General features: G+C 62.1%; 14 protein-coding genes. 1 reads left to right on the top strand and 13 read right to left on the bottom strand.

From position 1 onward, the window contains the following. The first annotated feature begins 93 nt into the window (after window positions 1-93). Entirely contained in the window at window positions 94-498 is a 405-nt protein-coding gene (locus J2R99_RS00365) for a hypothetical protein (RefSeq protein ID WP_307152539.1), read from the top strand. Between the two features lie 46 nt (window positions 499-544). Here J2R99_RS00365 and brxL read toward each other — a convergent pair whose 3' ends face one another. From brxL to J2R99_RS00300, 13 genes are all read right to left on the bottom strand, one after another. Beyond that, complete coding sequence (gene brxL, locus J2R99_RS00360) at window positions 545-2,599, bottom strand: BREX system Lon protease-like protein BrxL (protein ID WP_307152538.1); 2,055 nt, start codon at window positions 2,597-2,599, stop codon at window positions 545-547. Next, window positions 2,596-4,932, bottom strand: coding sequence for a BREX-1 system phosphatase PglZ type B (gene pglZ, locus J2R99_RS00355; RefSeq protein ID WP_307152537.1), 2,337 nt, complete (start codon window positions 4,930-4,932; stop codon window positions 2,596-2,598). Before pglZ ends, brxL begins: the two co-directional genes overlap by 4 nt. Then, the gene (locus J2R99_RS00350; RefSeq protein ID WP_307152536.1) at window positions 4,929-8,420 is read right to left on the bottom strand and encodes an Eco57I restriction-modification methylase domain-containing protein; all 3,492 of its coding nucleotides are present in this window, start codon (window positions 8,418-8,420) and stop codon (window positions 4,929-4,931) included. Before J2R99_RS00350 ends, pglZ begins: the two co-directional genes overlap by 4 nt. Window positions 8,421-8,432: 12 nt before the next feature. After that, the gene (brxC, locus tag J2R99_RS00345) at window positions 8,433-11,882 is read right to left on the bottom strand and encodes a BREX system P-loop protein BrxC (protein ID WP_307152535.1); all 3,450 of its coding nucleotides are present in this window, start codon (window positions 11,880-11,882) and stop codon (window positions 8,433-8,435) included. A 7-nt stretch (window positions 11,883-11,889) separates the two neighbouring features. Further along, window positions 11,890-12,441 carry a BREX protein BrxB domain-containing protein gene (locus J2R99_RS00340; protein WP_307152534.1) on the bottom strand — a complete coding sequence of 184 codons (552 nt, stop codon included), beginning with the start codon at window positions 12,439-12,441 and terminating at the stop codon, window positions 11,890-11,892. 2 nt (window positions 12,442-12,443) lie between these two features. Further along, window positions 12,444-12,812, bottom strand: a complete 369-nt coding sequence (locus J2R99_RS00335) for a hypothetical protein (protein WP_307152533.1) — start codon at window positions 12,810-12,812, stop codon at window positions 12,444-12,446. Between the two features lie 698 nt (window positions 12,813-13,510). Then, window positions 13,511-13,846 carry a hypothetical protein gene (locus J2R99_RS00330; protein WP_307152532.1) on the bottom strand — a complete coding sequence of 112 codons (336 nt, stop codon included), beginning with the start codon at window positions 13,844-13,846 and terminating at the stop codon, window positions 13,511-13,513. 131 nt (window positions 13,847-13,977) lie between these two features. Next, on the bottom strand, window positions 13,978-15,090 hold the full coding sequence (locus J2R99_RS00325) for a hypothetical protein (RefSeq protein ID WP_307152531.1): 1,113 nt from the start codon (window positions 15,088-15,090) through the stop codon (window positions 13,978-13,980). 1,306 nt (window positions 15,091-16,396) lie between these two features. Further along, window positions 16,397-18,082, bottom strand: coding sequence for an AAA family ATPase (locus J2R99_RS00320; RefSeq protein WP_307152530.1), 1,686 nt, complete (start codon window positions 18,080-18,082; stop codon window positions 16,397-16,399). Further along, entirely contained in the window at window positions 18,079-18,411 is a 333-nt protein-coding gene (locus J2R99_RS00315) for a DUF6634 family protein (protein ID WP_307152529.1), read from the bottom strand. Before J2R99_RS00315 ends, J2R99_RS00320 begins: the two co-directional genes overlap by 4 nt. A gap of 97 nt (window positions 18,412-18,508) precedes the next feature. Next, entirely contained in the window at window positions 18,509-19,657 is a 1,149-nt protein-coding gene (locus tag J2R99_RS00310) for a GIY-YIG nuclease family protein (protein ID WP_307152528.1), read from the bottom strand. Between the two features lie 1,063 nt (window positions 19,658-20,720). After that, window positions 20,721-21,428, bottom strand: coding sequence for a class I SAM-dependent methyltransferase (locus tag J2R99_RS00305; RefSeq protein ID WP_307152527.1), 708 nt, complete (start codon window positions 21,426-21,428; stop codon window positions 20,721-20,723). A 552-nt stretch (window positions 21,429-21,980) separates the two neighbouring features. Beyond that, the gene (locus J2R99_RS00300) at window positions 21,981-23,765 is read right to left on the bottom strand and encodes a DEAD/DEAH box helicase (RefSeq protein ID WP_307152526.1); all 1,785 of its coding nucleotides are present in this window, start codon (window positions 23,763-23,765) and stop codon (window positions 21,981-21,983) included. Window positions 23,766-23,995: the final 230 nt, after the last annotated feature.

Genomic DNA, 23,995 nt, shown 5'->3' with positions numbered 1-23,995 from the left:
CGGCGGAAATGATTTCCATGGCCGAAAAAGGGTCGGTGACCACTCGGCCAATAGAGGATGGGCAAGGCGTAGGTAAAAATCGGCGATTCCGCGTTGCAGACCGATAAGTGGTATCGGACTTTCAAACTGATATTTCTCGGTTTTTGCTATCTGCCTGGTCAAGATCCGAATGAGCGCGCCATGAAGAAGGAAGGCGATTACCGAATCTGGGTCGAACAGGGCGGCGCTCAAACGGAAACGGGGCGCAACTCACGCGCATATCGGATCCGAACCATCGATCGGCATCTCTCCGCGCTGGCTATGCCGTATCAGGATCTCGACGAAGCGTGGGAGGTCGACGGGTTCGAGGCGCTTCGCGAGCGTCTGCGGAGAATGCGAGAGTACGCTCGCGCCGGAGGGCAGGATTACCGTATCCTGATGCCGGAATCCGAGAATCCCCACAACTGGCTCTCTAATTGGGCGAGCTGTTCGGATCGCCATCGAAAAAGAAGATGTTGATCGAACGGCGTTTCGTGGTCGTGTGGCTCACAGAAGAGCGAAGCTGCTATTCATCAAGCGCCTTGAAGACAGCGTCGGGGCCATCTTTGTAGAACTCGATGCTTATTTTTGTCCAAAGATCGTCCGGCAAATCATTCAATTGACGTCTAGCCGAAACGGGCATGAGCAACGTTTCAGCTTTCTTGTCGATTGCGAGTTCTGCAATGCTCACTGCATTCGGGATCATCTCGATAGATCCACCCAGATTTAGTGCTCCGACTACTATCGTGCCTCCTTTTGTGTTGCGTCCGAGCAAGCCCCCGCACAGTGCAACCAGGATCGGTACACCGAGACCAACACCTGACTTATCGGCATCCATTGGGCGCATTTGGATCGAGAACTCCTCCTCGCGAGGGTTTCGATCTCCAACCAACTCCTTTGCGCGCGTGTACAGGTTCTGTTCTCCTACGCGGACACTCTCCCGGAATGCCGGCGGGGTCGGTTGGTTCAGTATCTTGACCCCTCCGCCGGGTCCGCATGTCACCTCTATCCTGTACAATCCCGGGCCGGTATCACCAGTGCCGAGGCTGACACCCCATACCTGGCCCGGGGGTAGCGGGTCACTCTCAATCGCCTCATCGCTGTGGAGCTCTGGTGTGGAGACAAACTGCTCGACCCCGTCAGTTCCCAAAATATAGCTGAAGTGTGTATTGCGAAACTCGCTCTTGAAGACGCGACGTTGCTGTTCCTTGACACGACGCCGCGCCTCCAACGCAACGCGGACAATCCACTCAAGATCCTCGTCCGACACGGGCATCTCGGGGTCGGGGAAGAGCAGTTTCAGCAAGCCGTTGATAGTCTTGTTGACGGCCTCGATGTCGCGACCACTAAGAGCGCCGCCGAGGTGGACCCGCCCTTGCACCGCCGCAATACGACTGCTGTTCCTCAATCGACTCCAGCACTCGCTAAGGAAGTCACTCACGAGCCCGAAGTGATCTGTCAGGTGCTCATGCGGATTTAGTTTGGGATAGTCCCAACCAGGTGCGTAGGCGTGTATGCGATCCATAAACGCCGTATCGTCACGCATCTCCGGCGGCAGTGGGCTCAGAAGGTGACCAATTCGTTGCTGTTGCTCCAAATCTACGTCAAGGTTGCCGACCATCACGATGCTTCCCTCGGCGCGGATATTCTCCTTGCCTCGGCTGAACTGGCCAGAAGCCATGTATCCTTTCATGATGTTGACGCCGTCCTTCTGGTCGAAGGAAATGCCGGAAACCTCATCAAAGCAAACGACATCATACTGGCAGACGAGGCCCCGCTGCCCGTTAGCGTTATTGACGAACATCTTGGCTACAGTGGCCTTGCCGCCCGAAATCAGATGCGCATAGGGAGAGATTTGTTGAAACAGATGGCTCTTTCCCGTGCCGCGTGGGCCGAGCTCGACAAGGTTATAGTTTCTCTCGACGAATGGGATCATTCGCAACAAGACGACCCGCTTGGCTCGCTCGTTAAAGGCGTTCGCTTCGAGGCCAATAGAGCGAAGCAGAAAGTCGACCCATTCTGTAGTTCCAAAGCTGCCGCGCGCCGTCGAATATATGTCAAGTACATCAGACTTGGACATCTGGATTGGTCGCAGAGAGTCGACTTTGAATGGTCGCCCACCTTTTTCTTGAGCTATGATTCCGTCGTAAGTCAGCGTGACTTCGGCGTAGAAGCCGTCCGTAAGCATTCTCTCATTCTCGCGCACGAGCTGATCGCCGATACGAACATCCCTCAACGCTAAGCTAGGCAGCTCCGCAACATAACAATCGTTCTTCGCGTCGAGCCGAGCGCGGACAATGTCGATTATTCTGACTGAACCTGTTTCTTTCGCACGAGCCTTGAACAGCTCTTCCTCGCCGGTGCGAACGGTTCGATCTTTCAGCTGCTTCTCAACAATCTGAAGACCTTCGGCGATCTCGCTCTCTTCGACACTGGCGCAGTAGCGCCCGAGAAGGAACTCAACGACATATGTCGGAACCGGATATTGTCGCGAGTATTTTCGAACCAAGTCTTTTCGCACCAAGTATCCATCGAATACCGATGCGGCAAGGTTATCTAGTTGATCAAAATCCACGCTCATGTATCTTCTCCGACTGTCGTCGGCTTGTTGTCGAGTATTCGACCAGCCGAGTCGTACACGACAACCGACGCTGCAGCGCCTTCGTATTTATCATCCACGACAGCTAGGCTCGCTTCGCCATTTGCTGCCAGTTCTTTTGTAGTGGCGACTATACTTGACGCCGAATGTTTCCAGTTCAGCCGAAGGTCGACCATTAGTTCTTGGGTATTGCTGCTTACGGCAACCCGACACCGCATTCCGCGCCACGTCACCGCGACGATTGACGCTGTTGGGGCCTGCTCACCGTGCTCGACTACCAGGTCCGGGATCACGCACTCTTGGAGACTTACGCCCCCGTGTGCGTATTCGGTGTTGGCCACGAAGGCCCCGATCCCGGGCGGCGAGGCTATTCGAAGAATTGGGTTCCAGTACCAAGGATAGGTTGGGAGCTCAGGCGTCGAGCCGCCCTTAACTGCAGCGCAGCGCGCCCACTTGGTTGCTACGAGGTGTGGCGACAGCGCCACTTTGGGTAGGCCACCCGGAAGCAAAAGCCAGCCGTGATCGGTTACCACCCGGACTCTGCTCCAGCCGGCGCCAAGCAGGCCGGCTATGCGTTCAACAAGGGCATCAACCTCCGGGTCGATCTGACGAACGAGGAGCGCATCGAGAGAATGGCCAAGCGCATCCAGCTTGCCTGCTTCTGTCCAACCACCGCCTTCGCTCCCCGTCGCCATGGCTGACTGATCTGCGCTCAACACTTCCACGTCTGCTCTCGCCATCGCGTCGCGCAGCCGCGAGGCGTTCGCGACCTGTCCGGTTGATGCGATTGCCGGCGAGAAGTCATCCGCGTCGGTCTTGCCTTTGCACACCGGGTGCGCTGGGGACGCGACAGGTTTCGCGGTTGCCGTAACGGTAGGTATCGGAGCGATGCGGTGTGACATGCGCACGCGAAAACCCTGCGCCTCGAGACGCTCATGCAGGATTGCACCGACATCGAAGCGCAGGCCATCCGCGAACAGCACGCATGTGTCGCGTTCGGACTTTACTGGCGAGACCAGTTTTGCAGGATCTACGCTAGGTGCAGACATCAACTCCTGAAAGCGACGAGCGGAGCGGTCGAGCCAAGGCTCGTAGAGCGCGCGCGCTACCTTGGTGATCAATCCGTTGGTGGCGCCCGGCTTCGTGGCGGCTAGAGCCTCCATGGCCGCCCGGTCGCAATGCCATCCGCTCGTGGCGTAGTCAGCCGCCATGGCTTCAACCGTCACGCCGCCAAGAGTGGTCTTCGCCGCTGCCGCAAGCCGCCCGAGGGGTTCAAGTGCCACCGCGTAAGGGCTCTCTCCAAGCTGCGCCCAGACCCAGCCTCTCCGCTCTCTGTGCTCCTTGTCGAGCGCGACGACCTTATCGCAGGCTTGCGCATGCGGCATCGACAGGACCGCTTCCAGCGCCTTGCAGAGCTTGTCCTCCATCTCCTCATTGAGGCCTGGCCGGCGGGAATGGTCTGCCAGGCCGAGGAGATCGCGGGGGCGGGCCTGACGCAGGGCGCTGGAGACACCGGGGTAGAGCTTTGGCGCGTCACAGAAGCGCTGCCAGACCTCATCCCACTTCCCGCCACCATGCAGAAGCGCATCGGCTGCGGCTTGTGTCCCGTCGGCATCGGCGTCGAAGCCGAACTGGCGGACGCAGACGTCGCGAAAGGTGGCCCAGCGGCCGGCGTCCGAGCGCGACTGAAATACGTCGGTATCGCTGAGCCAGGTCAGGAGATCGCGAACGGGATCGCCGATTGCCAGGCGATCGAAATCATCGGCCTCGAGACGACGGCCGCGGAGGCCCGCCAACGGTTCCGCCGCCAGCAGCGGCAGGGAGCGCAGCATCGCCTCGCGCGTGCGGGCGTCGCGCGCCACATCCAGCGCGAGGCCATCGTCGGACATCAGGAACGCGTCCACGCTCCAGTCGCGGCCATTCCGCTGATGCCAGACGGCGCCGCGGTACTGGAGTTCGATCAGCGGTTGCAGCTCCGGCGGACAGTCGCCTGCCGCCCGCAGGTCCTGCCGGCCGACTCTCGGCAGGTAGAGGATCGGAACGACGCCCTCGGAAGGAGATACGTCTGGCAGGGTCCGGTCGACGATGCACCGCAGCCAGATCACCGGGCCGTGGCGGTCGTCTGGCGCGTAAGAACCGAGGACGTAGAGCTGCGGCAACGCCTTCTGGAGCGCGGGCATGAGCGGCGCCCATTGGCCGTCGGCATCGGTCCACAGCAGCGCCACCGGCGGCGCAACGCCGTCTGCGGATCGCAGGGCCTGCTTCAGCGAGCCTTCGATGGCATCGACCAGCGTATTGGGAGGAGAGGAAGTCACGACGCCCCTCCGGACTTCGCGCGGCGACGGTCGCGGGCGGCCTGCTTCACCGCACGGCTGTAGTGCAGGTCGTTCCAGCGGTTGCCGTCGAACTTGTCGCGGCCGGCGAAGTCGACGCTGGTCTCGTCCCAGCCCCAGAACCAGGGGTAGTCGTCCTTGTCCCGGGTCGGTTCCTTGCCGCGGTCCTTGTCCCACTTGATCTTCGGGGTGGCGCGCAGGATGCAGGCACCCTTGGCCTTGGCGCCGAGGGGGCGTGCCGTCATGAATGGGCGGATGTTCATCCGGACGCCGTCGTTGATGTCCGGGTCCCAGCCGATCGGCTGCTCGTGAAGGGGCTTCCAGCGCACGAAGATGTCGTAGGGCGGCTCGCCCTCGAGGATCTTGATCAGCTCGTCGCGCAGATACTCGGCATGGGCGAGGCGGGCGTCGGCGCCTTCCACACTGGCCTTCTGATCGGCGCGCTGCCGGTCGATCCAGTCGCCGAGGTATGAATAGATCAGCTTCTCGAGCGTCCGCCGGCCCTCGCCGTTCGGCGCGGCCAGGCGGTGGTAGTTGACCAGCGCATGGAAGCCATCGCGCCGACCGTCCCAGATGTGCCAGATGAACGGCCGCTGCTGGAACAGGGCGCAGTGCTGATCGAAGAAACCGTCGCGCAGCCAGTCGTCGAGTGTCCTTCCCGAAAAATCAGAGTCGGAGAGAAGTCTTGCGAGTTTTGCGGCTGACCAGTTACCTCCAAAGGACTGAGCCAACAAAGCAGTAATACGTTCATGTGCCTGCGCTTCGCCCTTTAGTGCGGTGAGGCACGCGATGCCGTCACTATCGCTATGCTGCTCCAAACCATCCGGGCTGACGGTTCGGCAATCTGGAAATTCGATGCCAATCTGTCTGGGCCATTGGTAGCCAACCAAGCGAGCGGTGGCCACCTGCAATGGCACTACGCATTTCTTTGGATCGCCATCAAAAATCCACTGCGTTGGATCGTCGGTGTCCGGCCGCGGCAAAACCTTTGAAAACTTCTCTTGGGCAACTTTGTTCCATTGGTCGCGATCAAATTGTATTTTTACAAGCCCAGATCGCACCTTCCGGCCAGAGTCGATTTGCCTGACTAAATTGTTGAACTGGTCGCTTGAGCACAGAGCCCAAAGAGCGGGAAGATCTCGATCGTCAACCGGAATAAGTGCTACAAGGCTCTCATCGTACATTTGCCCGCGATAAAGAGAAGCCTTTAGCTCACCGGTCGCGCTTATTGCCACGCCGGCCTTGCCCCAGACGTTCTGCCCCCTGATAACTGAGGGCAAAAAACTGTGTAGCTCGCCTTCCCCATCTTCCCATCGAAGTATGTTTTCCAGGCCAGCGTCGGGTTTGTTCACCCGAGTTGTGGACTGCATGAACTCCCAGTATGGACGTTCTGGATTTGTCTCCCAAAACTTTAAAACACACCTTGGATAGTCAGAGGTCTGGATCCCATTGGCATACCTGACTCGCTCGGCCAGGATTCCCGAAGTCGCCGCCTTTGCAGAAATAAGATATTTGTTGGCGCTGCCTCCCCCTGAAAGGTTCCACCAGATTGGCTCGGAGTTCATAATTGAAATCGGCTTCTCTCCAGGCATTGACGCACTAGCATCAATAAAGATGGCCTTCTCACGGCGGTAAGAATTCCCATCCAGCACAGTGAGGGTAACGCTTACTTCCTCTCCAGAAATTTGCTCAAAAGCCCGACTTCCGAGGATGGCTGAAAGATTGAGAGTCTTGTTGCTCAAAATTTCCTTCCGTAAATCCTTGTAGCCATCCTTGTAGAACCACCCCCACGGGCTCACTACACCCACTGATCCAGTGACGGTGATGTGCTGAAGCATCCTCAGAATAAAGGCTGTGGCGATGTCTGGCCCAGCTTTTGGAAAATGCTTCTCTATGTAGGCCTGGATGCGGGTGTGTTGTTTTCCGCTGGAAAGGTATGGCACATTGGTGATTAGCAAGTCGAACTGCTGGCCTAGTAATTGAGCGGCGCGGGCCGTTCCGTGTGCCACCACCGCCATCTCCAATGCTTCATCGGAGTCGGCTGCCTTTAGTATTGGGGCTAGCAGCGGCTCGAGTTTGTCAAAGCCCTCGTTGAAAATGTCCGCGCTGGCACCACGCGGCTCGATAAGGCTACCTAGCAAGGGTGCCGTGGCGAAAAGGTCGTACAGCGCTTCAAGTCCGTTCTTCACACGCTCTTCGAGACCGTGGGTCAGCAGGTTGTCCTCAACCCCCAGAAGATCACGCTTCGCTGCCGGATCGGCGGCCGCGACCGCCTTCTCGGCCAGCTTCAGCCACTCGGCTTTCGTCACGCCGATAGCAAGACCGGAGCAGGCGAGGTTGAGTGGCGGCAGCGGATGGAACCCTGTCCGCCGCCACGCTGCGAAGGCCAGGTTGAACGCCGCGATCTGAGTGCAGCGTGGGTCGATCTCCAGCCCGAACAGGTTGTCGAGCAGCACGGCATCGATGGCGGCGCGCTCTGCCAGCCCCTCTTCCGCCATGCGGAACGCGACGAGGATCGGAAGGGCGAATACCAGGAAATGCCCCGAGCCCATGCAGGGATCGAGAACGGTCAGATCCTTCGCGGCCTCGGGCCATCCGTCGAATGTGCCGGCCGCCGGCCGCCAGGCCCCCTCGGCGCCATCCTCGCCGGTCTCCCGCACGAAACGCAGGTAACCCCACTCGATATCGCCGACCTTGCAGGCCGCGCGAAGCTCGTCTTCGCTCGAGGCCGATGCCGCAAGTGCGGGATTGCCGGCGAACACCTTGCCGGCCCACCAGGCGCCGAGCGTGTTGTGGAGCAGGAAGAGGACCATGTAGTCCTCGGTGAAGAGCTGGGTGACGGCGGGAAGCTCGTCGGCGCCGATCTTCACCTCGGACTTGTTGACCGCCTCCTTCTTGTCGGCCTGCCAGAACTGGTAGACCCAGCCGAGGCTGTCGTCGGCCTCGAACACCGCCTTGGGCAGCCCCTTCAGCAGGTCTTCCATCTCAGACCGGGTTTCCGGAGGGAGAGAGATCTGCAGCACCGGATCATCGTTTCGGAAGATCTGCGGCAGCATGCGTTCCGCGTAGTCGCTCGCGAGCGGCAGCCAGTCGGTCGCCTTCTCGCGCGCCAGCTCCTGCACCTCGTCCAGGGTGATGGCGACGCCGGAGTCAGGCTCGATCAGCAGGTCCGTCTCGGCGAGGAAGCGCGCGAAGAGCATCCGGTGCCAGTGCTCGTAGGCGCATTCCTGAACCAGGCGCGCCGTCTCCTGAGCGCCAGTCCTCGTGTCGCGCCTGTCGCCCAGCTGCCGGCCGTGCGCGCGGAGGCGATTGCGAAGCGCGCGCTCCTCTGACGACAGATGCTTGGGGCTTTCGGCATCGCCCACACCCAGCTGCGCCACGGCGTTGCGCGCGCCGGCCTCGGCTACCCGGCGTGCCTGCTTGACCGTCTTTTCGAGGTCCTTGCGGAGAGTTCTGTCCAACGACGCCATTACGCGAGCCCCTCAGTTCACCAACACAGGGCCGTCGGCGATCTTGGCGAGGAGCGTCGCCTTCTGCCGCTCGACCCACGCTTCCACCTCGGCCGCGTCGCGCAGGGTCGAACGCTCCAACGTGACGGTCTGGACCTTGGGTTCGAGCAACCTTGCTGCCCTTTCGATCGCCTGGTTGACCCGGCCGGCAATCGCGTCGATTTCGGCCTGAATGCTGGCCAAGGGCTTGCGGTCCAGTGTGCCTGCCAGAGCCTCGTCGCTCGAAACGTCCGGCTTCGATGGTGCTGTGAGCCCGACCGCAGACTTGATGGTATCCTGGTCTTCGGGCTTCAACTTCGCCCACACGCTATTGGAGGCCAGCGAAGCAAGCGCGTCCGAAAAGGCCTTCTCATGGGAGGCGTGGCCTTTCTGGACTGCATCCCGAAGCAGGGCGGAAAGCGCTTGGCGGACGGTGTTCGCGGGATCCGCGGGTTCGAGCAGGAGACGCTGTGCCCGGATGGCCTCGATCTCCTCCAGATGCGGCTTGGCCTCGGGCACGCCGTCCGCGTGCTTCGCAAGGCGGCTCACAATATCCCAGGCCGGAAGGCGGGCGGCGATCAGATCACGCGTGCCGGACCATTCCTTGATCCGCTCTTCCCATGCGGGCGCCTTGTCCTTGATGGCGACCAGCTGCTCATTCCCGACAAGCCGCTGGATATCCTCGATCTCAGTGTTGGCCGGCGCGGACGGCAATGGCGCTTCACCGCCCGTCGCTTTCGCCAGTGCGATGAGGCTCGCGAGGAATTCACCCGCGCGAACGGCCTCCTCGCCGCTTTTGCAGGACACGCCCAACGCTTGGAACAGCTTTCGAAGGATGAGTCGATCGCCGACGGAGAGCGTCGCGTGCTCAACACGGAACTCCGACTTTGCAATCTTGTTCTGGTCGAGTTGGCCGAGCGGAACTGCCTGACCGTTCAACGTGGCGGTGATGTGCTGGAGGCGATGCAGAGCTATCAACGCCGCATCGACCGCGTCGCGCGGCCATCCGAAGGGAGTTCCACCGAGAACCTTCCGGATTTCGGAGCCCGTTTTGCCGGCACCGATGGTAGAGATCACTTGCTGGCAGACGGCGTGCTTCTCCGTTGCGTCCGAATGTCCAGTTGGCTGAAAAGGATGGTCCGCGCCTTCGCGTGCGCGCTTGATGACGGCCTCCCATGCTGCGGAGTCGGCCTCCTTGAAGCGCGGGAACATGCGGACCAGAGACGCCTCTGTTGCAGTCTTGATCCGATCCTCGAGGGTCGTGAGCAGCACTTCGCTGCCACCGCCCTGGAAGACCTTGGTGTTGGCGACGACTTCCCGGATCAAGCGATCCCGATCCGCTACGGCGCGTGCGCGGCGGCTGTCCATGCTTTGCCGAGCCTCTTGGCCCTCTGCAGTCGTCGGATTGCCTTTTGCGTCCAGGGTCTGCTGGGTCGCGTCGGCCTCGACGATAAGCCGTCGCAGATCTTCAGCCGACTGCCGCGGGATGAAAACAAAAAGAACAGGGCTATCCGTCCCCGCCGCGCGAGCGGCGTCTACAACATCCTTCTCTGAGCACGACCAGCCGTCACGGATCCAGATCGGTACGCTGCTTCCGTCTAACGTGGGAGGCGTTTGCTCTCGGTGAACGACGAACTGCCGAGGCTCCTTCGCGGCACCTTGGATCATCTTTATCCCGCGTACCGCCTTGTCAATTTCTCCATACAGCTGCTGATCCCGCTTGAACTGGATTGCGGCGTCGTCGTTGTTCAGTTTGGTCTGACGGTTGCGGAATTCGCGGTCCCACTCACTGCCTTCACGTGTCTGCAGTCGGTACTCGTCTCCCACCAGCATCAGGACGCCTTGGTCGGAAAGCCGTTTGAGCATCACCTCGACTTCAGACCGAAGCTTGCCGTTGTCGGCCGAGAGATCATCGATCAGAAGGTCTGCCAGATGATCCTTCGTGGCGCGGACACCAATGTCTGCTCCTCCCTCCCGCTTCAGCTTTCCGATCAGGAAGGCCAACCCGCAGACCCGCTGCGCGAGTTCGCCTTCGGTCCGGCCAACGCGGATGATGCGCTCATTGATCTCGCGTAGAAGGACACCCGTGTTGACCATCTCGGGGGCAAGGGCGTCGAACAGCTCGTCTGCTGAAACAATCGAGCCAAGAGGCCTCTCGGACACCTTGGCCACGGCGTCGTGGATAATCCGCAGCTGCGACCGCAGCTGGCTGCTGGTGCCCGCAGCGTCGATTTGCCGAAAGCAGTGCTCCCAGAACCGGCGACGAACGGGCAAGAGAGGATAATCGTCAACTACTACAGCGCGATCTTCAGCAATCTCGCCAATACGCGTACCCTGCAACTGACGCGAGACTTCTCCGGCGTGCTTTTCGAGCAAAGATCGCACGTTGGCGAGGGCCGAGGGCTTCTTCTGCAGTAGCACCTTTCGGGTCACCGTCTCGACCTCAGCGTCCGAAAGCGGCACACGGATCGTGAAACGGTCAAGCAGATACGTCAGGAGCTGGATTTCGGTCAGCGCGCTTTGCCCTGCCGCTACAACCATGACGTGACTGTCGAGCTGTTTTGATACAGCCTCGGTCACCTCGGTTACTAAAGAAGCTCGCTGCTGAGAGTCGCCGATGTACTGTTGGGTCTCGTCCAGAATAAGAAGCGTGCAGGGCAGTCGGCCGTCTTTGGCCTTCAGCCTCAAGGCATCCTTCGCAACCAGCAAGAACTGTTCGGTCGTGATGTCGGTGACCTGGGGCGGAAACTGCGCCTTTAGCAGCTGCTTGGCCTCTGCTTCGGTCGATGCAAAGCTCTTCTCGGCGGCCATGACCGCACTCGCGATCGGCCCGCTGACATAGAGATTGTTCAGCTCGCGTTCAAACGACTTGCCAGCCGCCTCGACCGCCGACTTGACCTCTGCGAACTTGCCCTGCGAATGCAGCCACAGACAGAATCGGGCTTGGGGATACTGCTCGGGAAGTCCAACGGCGCGCAGCAGTATCGCCAGGATCGTCAGCCTCACGTTGTCGGTGGTGCCACTTGGCAGGGCACCGGCAGCGGCGATCAGGCCCCCGGCTCGCTTTCCTGCCGTATCAAGCTCGCGCAGCAAGGCGCGCAGGTCTTCGGGGATCGAAGGGACAAGGCTGCGAGCCGTGGTCCCATCAGCAAAGGCTGTGTCCTGCCAGAGATGGCAGAGCATCTTGAGAAGATGGGATTTGCCGCTGCCGAAGAAGCCGCTCACCCATGCCCCGCGCTGGCTTGTCTTGCCGAGGTTGTCGAGGAACGAGCGAATGATCTTTTGGACGCCATCAGCGTACTGACCCTCACATACGAAGGTCTCCAACTCGCCACGCAATTCCGCCATCGTCCGTTCGTTGCGATCGTCGGAGATGCGCGCCTGCCCCTGGTTGACGAGCGGGTGAACGGCTGGATCTCGCTGCAGAGTATCTTTGATTTTCATGCAAACCTCAGTCGCTGTGCGCCGTGATCGGCACGGCGAGGTAATTCCACCCATCCCGAGCATCGAGGAGGCGATAATTGTTTCGCTCAAACTGACCGGGGAAGAACACGAGCAGACGTCCACGAATGTCGGACTCGATCATTCTGAGCACGTGGGAGATTCGGGCGAGACCGAACAGGGAGCCGGCACCGAAGACGGAAACGACCGTGTTCTCGCCCACATCTTGAGCTCGGAGGGTCTCCCGAAGTCTGTCGGCCACACTCCCTGGGAACTCGGCCTCGAGTTTAAGCTGGAGATCTTCTGGAGAGGCGAAGTACTCGTCGCGATAATCGTCAGCTGCCATCCACTCTCCAAAGGCGCCTGCGAGATCGACCTCCGTCCACTCATGTCCGGCTTGGCGTGTCGCTGTCTCGAACGCGAGCTTCCTGGCCCGAAGTGTCCGCTCGAGCTCTTTGTCGTAGATCACCATGACGACACGTTGAGCGCCCGCAACGGTACGTTGCCAGGGGGTAGAGATGTGTCGGCCGTAGTGTTCGGCGAGATCTTCGATTCGGGCCATGTTCAGAGCCTCACTGGAGACGGATCGAGGCGAGACAGACTCAGTTCAACGACATCGCCGGCCATGCGCAGATCAATCAAGCCTAAGCGCTTTGCTTCAAGTGCGAGCTGACGTGCTCTCGGGGGATCAGTGTCTAGAACGCGAAGCCAAGCGCTGGAGAAAATCTCTGCGCCGCTGAACCCTGCCGCATGGGCCAGGTAGATTGCGTAGGCAACAGCAGCAGGTGTTGGGTTTACTGGCCGACGCTTCTTAAATGTGCGTCCTGCGAGATGGCCCGCCTGTGCCCAGGTGCTCGCTGCATTCCTACAGACTTTGTCGAGTGTGTTCTCATTGAAGCGCGCGCCGACGACGGCCTGCAGCGCCGTTTTCATGGCCTCCCGCCGGAATTCTGCGTTGATCGGGAGGGAGATCACCGAACCCGCAGTCGCAGCCAGGAGGGGATCCCTAGCGATAGAAACCAACAGAGCGAGTAGTCTACGCGATGCGTGGTCGAGATCCCAAAGCCGTCGGAGAACGCGAAAGGCCGGAAGGGATGGGTTAAGTCCGTACAGCTCCGTGAGTCTTTGACTTGTAAGGCGGCGAGTGGCGGCTGTGGGTTTACCTAGGCAGTTCGCCTCGATGATTGCGTATGCGTAGTCTGAGCGACGTGCCTCACTGCTCGTCGCGGCGAGAACTTGTTCGATCTCCTCGAACATCATCGTCCGGCTTGAGTGTGTGCCCTTCGCGCCAAAACGGAAGCCCACGTCAGTCGCCACGTCTGTGGGTGCGACGGACGCAACGAAGAAGAACGAGGTTTCGATTGAGTCAATCATTACCGGTGCCGATAAGTCTGCCGGCAGACAATCTCAGGGCAGTCGCGTCCCGTCAACATGAATAGCCAAAACCGCCGGCAAACTTGCCGGCGGAGTATCCACCGTCCATGGCATCCTTGCAGAGGCTGACGAGCCCGACCTGCGGCGCAAAGAAGTGCTTCTCCACTCAGGAGAAGGGCCGGCCGGCGGCGAGTTGTGATGTCTCCCTTTGCGTCCCTGCTCCTCAGCATGACCGATCGACGCGATTATTGGGGGAGTCATGTCGGCATGTCGTCGTGAATTCCGTGGATGACCCGGCGGAGATGGGGCTTGCCGCGGAAATCCCAGGCGTTCTCATAGCGCTCCACGATGTCGTCGAAACGGCGCCTTGCTCCTTCCTCGGAGAACTCCTGCTCGACCAGGCGTTCGATCACCATCTTCCGGAGGCCCGCGAGTTGCTTCTCCTGGCCGGGCTGGAGGGCGCCGGTGATCGCCCAGCGCAGGACGACGCGGGCGACGTCGTCGCGCGAGGGGATCCGCTCCGCTTTCTGCCGGGCGCGGTAAGCCCTCTGCTTCTCCTTCTGGTCCGGACGGCGTGGTTTCGGTTTTCTCATGATGGGGGTTCCTGAGGAGCGGGAGTGCGTGGCCAGAGGGTGGCGCATTGTCTGAGGGCTGTGCCGGTGGGCGCCTTGGCCGCGGAAATGATTTCCAGGCGGGCGGCCGAGGCCGCCCGCCCGGGAGAGCATCACGCTGCGGCGGCGGAGGCCGCGTTGGTGTTGTCGTTCTTCGGCCGACGGGTCCGGCGCTTGCGCGGGGCAGGGGCTGCGGTCGGCTCCGGAGCCGGTTCGACGTTCAGGACAGATGCCTCCTCCGCGTCGGCTTCTGCCGGTTCGTGCAAAGCGATCTCGTCCGCAGGCTCTCCGGCGATGGCCGCCGGGTGGCCGGTCTGCGCTGCGCCTTCGCCCTCCAGCACGGCGAGGGCCCGCCGGTGGAGCTTCGCCGGGACCGCTCCCTCGGCGGCCCAGAGGAGAGCCGGAATGACCTCGCCGGACAGCCAAGCATGGAAGTCGTCGCCCTTCGGCCAGCTCTTCCGCTCCTGCAGGTGGAACAGAAGGAGCGGGAGCTTCCGCCACTCCTCCGGGACGGCAGGGGCCGCCTCCCTGTCCTCGTCAGCCCGGTAGGCGAGGTCAGTCGCCAGGAGCCCGTGAAGGCTCCGCGACGCCATCCCCGCCCGTGCGATGATGCGGTCGGCCAACTTGCGCCGCACGACGGCCCGGTCGCTGAGCTTCTGCTCCGCCGCGGTGAGGATCGGCGGCAGCGCCTCTACGAGCCAGCGCGCCGTCAGCTTGGCCTGGAACCTCGCATTGCGCGCCCCGATGTCGGCCAGCACCTTGAGGCCCCCGGCCTCGGACGGGTCCTCCTCGGCCGCGCCGCCGCGCAGGAACGCCTGCACTTCCGCGACCTTCATGGGCCGACCCTCCTCGAAAGAGGAGATCACGGCTTCGACCTTCTCCGCCGGTGCGGTCGCAACGGTGAAGAGGACCGTGGGCGCGATACCGACCGTCACCGCGCGCGCCCTGTAGGGCTGCAGGTTGTGGTGGACTGCGATGAAGTTGGCGACGTGCCGCGGGGTGAAGCGCAGCTTCTTGTACCACGCCTTCGCGAAAGCCTTCTTCTCCTGGGGTTCGAGGCCGCTCGCTTCGGAGAGGATGAGATCCTGCGCCTTGGCGAAGGCCTCCCCGTAGGCGAAGGCATGCTGCGCGTCGGCGCGGCCCAACTGACTGACGGTCTCCTCTGCCTCGCGCAGCCCGTCTGCGACGCCCTTAGGGAGGCGAGAATAGTCGATTTCAACGTCCATTGAGGTACTCCTAACTGAATGAATAGATTGTGCGCGCGGTCGCGAGCACATGAATAATATTGCATAAGCATTTATGATCGTCAAAACAGCAAAAATATCGGAATGCCGAGATTTATAGTATATATCTGTCCAAAATGGCTGCCAGATACGCCGATATTAATCGGGTTAACGATCATATGCTACGCGAATGCATCGTAACATTTTGTGATCGACTATGTTGCTGCCGGTGGTGTGCGCTAAGCAATATCGAAAAACGAGCGGCAAGCGTGCGAGGGGACGCAGAGCAACGCCCAGAAGTACGCCGGGGTGACTCTGAGTTGTGCTGAAAAATCATTTCAAGAAGCGGCGACACAACTCACGGATGCCCCGATGGATACCGAAAAACTCGGTGAAAGGGGCCTTGGATACCGTCGAAAAGCTCTGAGAGAACTATACGCAGGCGATCCGGGCTGCGAGGGGCCGGTGAAGGCCAGCGGAACGCCCTCAGGGCTTCTTCTTCACGGCCCCCGGCGGGCTGCCGGTGCCGTGCTTCCCTCCAGGGAGAGCCGAACGTCGTTCTTCCGACATTCGATTCAGAACCCCGGGACATTTGTTTCACCGGGCTCTGAGATTTTGATTCAGAACTCTGCGCATTAGTTTCGCAACCATGGAGTAATGGGGGGAGTCGATCGCGGGGCAAGGAATGTTGACGGCAGAGCCGGTGGACTGCGGAGGTCAGCCGCGGGGACCTGCTGGTGGGGCCGAGATCTGAACGCGCAGGATCGAACCCGGCAGCCGAGAGACGGGAGCCCGTGCGAGAATGCTCGTCATCGCAAGCGCGCAGAAGCGAGATCAGCTCCTGCCCAGCCGCGTCTTGGGGCTCGCCGTCCCCAGCCGGTCTCGCGCGCGTCACGGCGCATCCGGGGCCGCCGGTCGGGTTCGCAGATTGGGAAGAGGGGGCAGGCGCTCCCCAGGCAAGTCCCGGTTTCTGGCGCTCGGCTCGATGCGGCCGGTGAGTTTCCTGACGGTCATGCCCAGAAGAGAGATCGCCGTCACGTTGCAACGTGCAGGCAACGTGCTCGTAACTTATGATGATTTGCGGCTAAGGGGTGAATCAAAAATCTACGAGATGCGCAACAAATGCGCGGAGAGGCGTAACAAAAGATCGGAACCTTCAAAACGAATGTGCGGAGTTCTGAATCTTTTGTCTCGCGGTCGTGAAACGCATGTCCGCAAGTGATCCTGAGTTGCAGGCACGTTATCGGCTCGCCAGTGCGGATTCCGGGGACCCTCAGCCGGTGGGAGAGCCGCCGGATCCTGACGTCGGTCACTGCACCTCTTCTTCAGCCCTCCACCTGTCGCGCGCCGTCAGGAGGCGCTCCACGAGCCGCCGCAGAACGCGGACGGAGCCACCCGACCATGCCGCCTGCAATGCCGTCAGCTCCTCCCCATCCAGCGGGATCGCCCAGCGCCGGTCCAGCCCACGCTCGACGATGATGTCCTTCATGAGCCGGTCGGCAAGGGGAATGAGGTGCTCCGGCCCTGGCTCCGGGAAGCGAAACACCCGGAAGCGGTCGCGCAAAGGAGGCGGCAGGCTTCGGAGCTCGTTCGCGGTGGCGATCCAGACCACATGCGAGAGGTCTACAGGCGCCTGAATGTACGGGTCATGCCAGTGCGCCGCCGACAGCGGCTCGAGCATCGGCAATAAGGCATCGAGGGCGTTCCCGTTGTGACGACCGGTGCCCACTTTCTCGATCTCGTCGAGAACGATGCCGGGCGAGGCATGCCGGAAACGCCGGATCAGGCTGACGGGAAGCGACGGCTCGGCCGACATCCATCTCCTTGCGGTTCCGCCGATTGCGGCGTCGCCAACGCCGCCGCAGGAGTACGTCTCGTGCGGGAGCGAGAGAGCGTCGCAAAGCCGCTCTGCAAAGCGGGTCTTGCCTGCGCCGGGCTCGCCGACCAGGAGGATCGGCCGGAGGCGGACAATGTCCAGCGGCACCAGCTCCGATAGGATCGCGGAAATAATTTCCACGGCATGCGGAAACTCATCGGCGAGGGCTTTTGAGACGGCCGCGAGGTCCGGCCGTCGGGCAAGCCGCAGCCGCTTGTTCAGGAGCCTGGCGAACTCCCTTCCGACGCGTTGCGACGTTTCCGTGTTGCCGACCGTCCGGAAGACGACGACGCCCGGATCTCCCGGCTTGAGGTCGCCAGCTCCGGCCTCGCTCGCATCGGGCGGCGATGACATGCCGACCCTCTCCGGTTCGTAGAGCCACTTGAAATGGGCTTCGACGCGCCGGTAGAGACGCCGCTCGCGTTCCTGAAGGATACGCTCCAGAAGATCGAAGCCCAGGTCCGACGCGTCGTTCCGGAAACTTGAGCGCGGTCGGGAAGGCTGCCGGGCAAGCCGGTCGGCGGAAAGCGGCTCGTAGCGCCCAGCATGGAGCAGCCATCCGACCGCGGCGACCGCGTAGTCGAGCGCCTGGTCCTGCGGCGTTTTTCGGTCATGGGCGCGGGAGATCGCCTCCCCGGCAATGCGCCATGGCGTGTGCCGGTCGCCGACACAGGCGAGGTAGTAGTCGAGCCGCATCGCCGCCTCCGCCTTGTCGATGCGCTTCAGCTTCCCTGCACGTCGGAAAGCTTCCGAGGCTTCCTTGAGATCGTCCAGGCTCGCGGAGACGGTCAGGATGATCAGGTGCTCGCGCAGCGCCTGATGGTTCCCGCGGTCGTCTTCCGGGATGAGCGGGTAGACGCGCTCGGCCCAGGTCTGGACGTCCGCCGAGATGTCGTTGCCGAAGAAAGGCATTCCCAAGAGCAATTCGGCAAGATCCGGGAGATGACGCCGTTCTTTGGCGGCCTTCTCGCGCCGGAACCAACGGCGCTCGCGCCTTTCCCGTCCCTCGGGATCCGGATCCGGCCAGACCGGGGAAGGCGGGTCGTCATCGCCGCCCGAACCCGGCCGCCCGGCGAAGTCGGAAAGCGCGCTTTTCTTCTCTTTCTTGTCGTCGCTCATGAGACGACCTCCGTCTCGTCTGCGGGCAAGCCCAGCCGGTAGTACCTGGAGAGGGTTCGGACAAAACCATGTCCGGGCGCAGCGACCCAGACGGCTGAAGTCAGGACTTCGCGCGTGCCGAGAAGGGGGTGTCCGAAGACGTGGCCGATGAGCGCCGTGCCAGGGATGGTGACGAAAGACCATCTGTCGATGAGCGGTGCGTTGACGAGGTTTTGCGGCGTCGGAATCCGACCTTCGTGGAGCGCACGGAGATCTGCGACAAGGCCCTCGGCGCGTTCAAGGTCGCGGCCGAATGGCGTGGTGAACCCGTGTGGCTCGAGGATATGCATTGTCTTTCCTTCTTAGGAGACGATCGGGATCTGCCGGACCGGCGTTGCCGGTCCGGTTCTGTTCCTCTCTTGTGGAGTGCTGGGGATGGAGCCCGGACTACTCGACGACTTCGAGGGAGCGCCACGGGTGGATCGGCCTCCAGACATTGCTCGGCACATGCGATCCGGCGAGCACCCTCGCCGCGATGGACTTCGACCAGAACGCCACGGCCGCATTCAGCCGCTGCCGGTCCGTGACGCCGGGGATCGGGGTCAGAACGCCGCGCTTTTCGAGGATCGCCCGGCGCACCCGTACGCTGCTTTCTTCATTGCCGTTGTCACCGAGAACGCGGACTTCGGAGCCCGGAAGCACGATGAAAAGATTGTCGCACTCAAGCCCACGTGCGAAGAGATCGGCGTAGGCGAGCTCCATCATCGGGCGCTTCGCCTGTTCCGGAGAGATGAAGGCGGGGTCGGCAGCCTCCGCATCGACGATGCCGAGCGCCGGATGACGGAGTGAGGGCTCAAGCAGCGGACAGCCGAGATCCCACAAGAGGGGACGTTCCTGGTCCAGGAGAGGATCGGCAATGGCGGCGAAGACGGGCGGAAGTTCTGCCGCCTCCGGCGGTGCGCCGACGAGCTTTGCGCGGCCGGAAGAGGCGATGAGGGCCGCATACTTCGCTTGCCTGTGGCGGGCCAAATCCTTCGAGTTCAGACCGCTCTTCGAGGTGACGACGAAGACCATCTCGGCGAATGCCTTGTCCTTGTCACAGCGATGCCGGGCCAGGCGCTTCATGATGTTGGAGGTCTCGCCGACATAAGCGAGCGTTTCCCCGTCTTCGCGGCCGACCAGGATGTAGGTCACTGCCTCACCCGACCCGACACCAAATTCCCGCAGCGCTTCGAACTGGCGAAACGGCACGGTGAAGGCGCGGGCCGTGCCGACGACGTTCTCTGCAGAGCGCGCCGAGAGCGGACCGGACATTCCGTCCAGCCTCCGGATCACACTGAGGCTGCCGAGGTCGGTGGCGCAGAACGACAGCGGCGCGAGATCTTCGGCGGTGAGGTGGAGAGTTTTCGCCGCCGGTTCGTTCCGGGCTTCGGACATCGCCTCGGCCTCGGCGCCAGGGTGGGTCCCGTCCGGCTGGGCTCCGGCAGCGCCGGTCGCGGCCGGTGCGGCTTCGGCCTCCGGCCGGACTGCCGCATCCTCGGCGAGATCACTGGAGGCTGCAGTTTCGTTGGTGGCAGTGGAAATGATTTCCGACATGTCTCTTCCTTCATTCAGATGTGGTGTGGCGAGGAGACGACCGGAGGAGAGCGGCCAGCGGACGCCTGGCGCCGCGAAGGCGTAGGGGACGCGGATGCCCTCGGCGGACAGGGCGATAATGTCCGCAGCGGAGATCACTCTGACACGCGCAGCCGCCGCCGGTCCCGGCCGCCGAGGCGGACAGGTGGAAAGCACCTGCAATGTCCGAGGAATCCGCCGGGCGTCAGCCGTCGGCGAGCCGCTCTTCCCGATTGTCAGATCAAAGGGAAAGCTGCGTCAGGCGCGCAGGCAGGTGCGGCCCGGCGACGCCGAGGGAGTTCCCGGCGAGCGGACAAGCGACAAGGGGATTTCGAGAAAGGCCCTTCTCGGGCTACGAAGGCGGTCAGCCATTGCAAGCACACTCCTGCTTGTGTGGTCAGGCCATCGGCTGCTGGTACCAACAGCGCCGGTGGCCGCTCATTTCGCTCCCGTCATTGAGAGCGCCATCACCCTGGCAGGACCCGCCTGAGTTGTGAGCTCCAAATTCCGTACATGGTTAACGGGCACGCCGTGAAGGCTTCCGAAGGGGAGGAGGCGCCGCCCCGCAAGGAGCTCAGCGGTGCCGATCAGGGGCGTTATCGGCAGCCTGAGGCGGCACGCGACCCCGTTCAGGAAGTCCTCTGGGAGCACCCGAAAAAGCCCATTCTGTTGACAGAATGTACCCGTTTGTGTACCCACTTGTGTACCCAGTCGCGAAAAATTCCGCTTCTATATCAAATACTTGGGTATGTTTTGGGAGAGGTTCCCTTCTCTCCGCCATCCCTAAGCCATTGATAAAAGCGCAGAATTTCGTGGATTTGGGTTTCGGCGTTTGCCGAAACGCCAAGAGCGAACGATGCATCTCGCTTAGCGTGACCCTGTGAGGCGTCAGTGACTGGCGGTTCGAGATTCGCGTGACGCGTGATCTGGAGCCGCTGTCAGTCGCCACGCCCATCCGAATTCCGACCGGCTGCGTCGCAGACCTCGGCGGGGCAAAACGCCCGATTTTCAGCCGCCATTTCCGGTCCGTTTATAGGTCAACGGCTTACATTTCACGACGCGTATGCCACGCTGCCCAGAAGAGGCTGGCGAAGAATCTCTTAGGGATAGAAAAGCCGGCCTCGGCGAGAAGCGCGGCGACGGCGTCCTCGGATTCGGGCGGCACGGCGCCCGCCTTGATGCGCGCCAGCTTCACCTCGACGTCCTCCTCGGAGGCGCCGTGAAGACGCCAGCGGTTTGCCCACGCGGCTTGAAGCAGCGGTTCACTGTCGTAGGACCTGCAATTTCCGGCAAGGACGAGCGACCCGCCCGGGACGAGCCTGCAGGCGATGTCCGCCAAAAGCCGCGCCTTGTCTCTGCCTTCAGGGATATGGTGCAACACGCCGATCATGAGCGCGGCATCATATTGAGGCTCGAGCGGTAGGGCGGAAACCTCTTCACGAACGAAGGTAACGCGCTCTCCGATCCCCGCAGCGTCGACCTGCGATTGTGCCAGTGCGAGCATCGGTTCTGACGGATCGACCGCGACAAAGCGCCAGTCCGGTTCAAGCCGGGCGGTGGTGATAATCTCACCGGCGGTGCCACCCGCTCCCACAACGAGCACGCACCGCTCCTTGTGCCCGGCCAAGGCAGCCGACAGGATGCAGGCGCAGAGTTCATGACAGGCATCGTATCCGGCAAGCGCGATCCGCGCCTGTTTCCCATATTCGCGAGCCCGATCCGGGTCGAACTTGGCATGTGAGAGGGATGTCATCGGCCCAGTCTCTTCGTTTTGACAGGGAGAGCCCGAATGTCTCGTGCGGCGGGATCTATGTCCCACGCAACGGAATATGCTCCGAGGCCGAAAAGATGAAGAGAAAAATCAGGATCGAGAATGGGGCCAGGGCTTAGCCGCAATGACGAAGATCGACCGCGCGATGAATTTTGGACCGAAGCGGGTCGCACGGTCCATTTCCGGCGGGCTCGCCGGTCAGATATTTGTTGTGAGAGATATTTTGCTTCCCGAGAGATCAGATAGTCTGCAGGCGTGGAAGGAGCCACCGGGACGCAAGACGCCTGCCGAGCCACTCGGTCTTCCCACGCCGCGCGAGGCGAAGCGGTGATGTCCCGCCTCGCTCTGCGGAGATACCAGACGCCTGCGAATGCGCTGCGAACAACGCCTCGCCGCGATGCTGTGCGCAGAAGCGCTCGGCGGGAGCCGGGCGATCTCGAAATGGCGAGCGTCGACTACGGCGCGGAGAAGGTATCGTCCCCGCCTCGTCCCATGATGACTTTTGCGCTGGATCTGAACGGCCCGGCCGGTGGGTCAGCTCTTGGCTTTCTTCGCTTTCGGGCGCTTCGTCGGCTTGCTCTCGTGCGAGCCGCCGTTGTCTTTGAAGGCTTTGCGTTTCGGCTTGAAAGCCTTGCGGTCGTCGTTGGGGCCGCTTCGGCCCGCCGGTTTTCCACGGCCTCCTGGCCCGCCGCGGCCGCCAGGTGCGTCGGATTGGGAGATGGTGATGTCGTCGCCTTCGCTATGGGCTGCGGTCTCGCCAAAACGCCCGGCGACGCTCTCGGCGATCTCGAACTTCGTCTCCCGATCGAAGATCTTGATCGCCCCGATCTCCTGCCTTGTGATCTGGCCGCGTCGACACAAAAGGGGCAGCAGCCATTTCGGGTCGGCATTGTTGCGTCGCCCGACATCCATGCGGAACCAGACATAGGGGCCACCGCGCGCGTGTTTGGACGAACCCCTGTCGTCGCGGTCACGGCCGGGCCTTCCCGCAGCGGGGTCGCGGCCAAAATTCGGGTCGAAGACGTCTTCCGGCGCAGGCAGCTCCGCCCGCCACTGGCGCACGAGCATTGCGGCCAGGACCTCCGGTGAGTACGCGGCGAGAAGCCGGGCGGCGGTTGCTGCATCCTCTTCGCTCGGCTCTTCCGTGAAGGCAGGGTCAGCGAGCAGGCGCTCTTCGTCTGCCGTGCGGATTTCATCCGCCGAGGGGGCAGCGCACCAGGCCGCATCGATGCGCGCTTCCGCCAGAAGTCGCTCCGCCTTGCGGCGCCGTGAGATCGGCACGAGCAGGACCGAGACACCCTTGCGGCCAGCCCGGCCGGTACGTCCTGAGCGGTGCTGCAGAGTTTCCGCGTCGCTCGGCAAATCCGCATGCACCACGAGATCGAGGCTCGGCAGGTCGAGCCCGCGCGCCGCGACATCGGTTGCAACGCACACCCGGGCCCGGCCGTCGCGCAGCGCCTGCATGGCCTGGTTTCGCTCCGCCTGGCTGAGTTCGCCCGACAGGGTGACGGCCGCGAAGCCGCGCTCGATCAGGCCGGAGGAAAGGTGGCGGACACTTTCGCGGGTGTTGCAAAAGACGATGGCGTTCGGAGCTTCGGCCCGGCGCAGAATGTTGACGATCGCATGCTCGGTCTCGTTCGGCGCGATTCGCACAGCGCGGTATTCGATGTCGGCATGTCCTGCCTCTCCGCGCGCCACCTCGATACGAAGCGCGTCCTTCTGGTAGCGCTTCGTCAACTGCATGATGGTTTGCGGCAAGGTTGCCGAAAACAGCAGCGTGCGGCGGGAGGCCGGTGTCGCCTGCAGCAGGAATTCCAGATCCTCGCGGAAGCCGAGATTGAGCATCTCGTCGGCCTCGTCGATGACGAGGGCTTTTAGATTGCCGATCTGCAGCGCGCCGCGGGTGAGGTGATCGCGCAGCCGTCCCGGTGTCCCGACGACGATGTGGACGCCCTGCTCGAGCCGGCGGCGCTCGGCGCGAGGGTCCATGCCCCCGACCAGCGTGGCAAGCTTGGCGCCGGTATCTGCAAACAGCCAGGCGAGCTCGTTCGTCACCTGCATGGCGAGTTCGCGTGTCGGAGCCACGATCAGAGCCATCGGCTCATCGGCTTCGGGCAGTCTTTCCTCTTGGCCGAGGAGAGTGGGCGCGAGTGCGAGACCATAGGCGACGGTCTTGCCGGAGCCGGTCTGCGCCGACACGAGCAGGTCGCGCTCGGCGGCTTCAGGTTTGAGGACGGCCGTTTGAACGTCGGTGAGGTCGGTATAGCCACGGCTTGCAAGCGCGGCGGCGAGCGGCGCGCTCGTCGTGAGAAAGGGCATTGGGTATCCTAATTGGGCGGAATGCGGGCCGCGCGGATATGCGCGGCGGCTCCGAAAAGCGGCGACATGGTGCCGTGGCCGTTGACTGCTCCATATCAAGGATTTGCCGGCAAGCCAATGATGTGCGGTGAAGCTGCGTCACTCGCCCCTGGCTGTTCGCGCTCTTGAGCCAGGCAATTCATCCCATCGCACTGGACGTCGGCAGGCATACTATCGGCTAAAAAGCCCAC

Origin of the sequence: Rhodopseudomonas julia (genome assembly GCF_030813515.1) — a bacterium.
GTDB classification, from domain to species: domain Bacteria; phylum Pseudomonadota; class Alphaproteobacteria; order Rhizobiales; family Afifellaceae; genus Afifella; species Afifella julia.
This window is presented reverse-complemented; position numbering and strand designations above follow the sequence as displayed.